General features: G+C 69.6%; 1 pseudogene. It reads right to left on the bottom strand.

Annotated features, from left to right (window positions below):
• Nucleotides 1-664 (bottom strand): annotated as a pseudogene (locus tag ENSA5_RS36795) (hypothetical protein); the annotation flags it as partial.

The raw sequence follows: 664 nt of genomic DNA, 5'->3' as shown, positions 1-664 counted from the left end.
GGGGAGCCCTCCGGGATGACGCACTCGATCGCACTGACGTTGTATCCACACTTCAGCGTGGCGTCTTGGCAAGGACTGTCGCCGGTCGCCGTACACTCGACGTGGCAGGGCCCGTCGGCGCACTTGACGGTGGCGCCCTGACAGACCTTGGTGCCGTCACAAGTCAGGTTGCACGGGTGCGGGCCTGGGCATTCGAGCGTCAGACCCTTGCAGGCCTTGTCGTCCCCGGTGCACCTCAACGCGCAGGGCCAACCCGGGGGACAGACCACCGTCGCGTCTTTACAGCCCGCCCCCGCGCAGGCGAGCCTGCAAACGCCTCCCTCGCACGAGCTGCAGCTCGCCGGGCACGACCCCTCGGGCGTCGGGGGCGTGGCCATGCACTCGCCGTCTCCGTCTCCCCTGCCGTCTCCGTCCCCGTCACCAGGTCCGCCCTCCGTGCCGTCGCTATCGCCGTCGCCCGAGCCGTCGCCCGTGCTGTCGCCATCACCATCACCGTCGCCATCACCGTCACCGTCACCGTCGCCGTCGCCATCGCCATCGCCATCACCAACGCCATCACCAACGCCATCACCCGTGACATCGGCGTCCCCGTCTCCGGTCTCGCCGACCTCGCCGACCTCGCCCGAACCGAGACCGGCCTCGTAGTTGGGGTTGACGCCCGTGA

The organism is Enhygromyxa salina (assembly GCF_002994615.1).
GTDB lineage: Bacteria > Myxococcota_A > Polyangia > Nannocystales > Nannocystaceae > Plesiocystis > Plesiocystis salina_A.
Note: the sequence above shows the minus strand (reverse complement) of the source record. Positions and strands in the feature narration are given on the sequence as shown.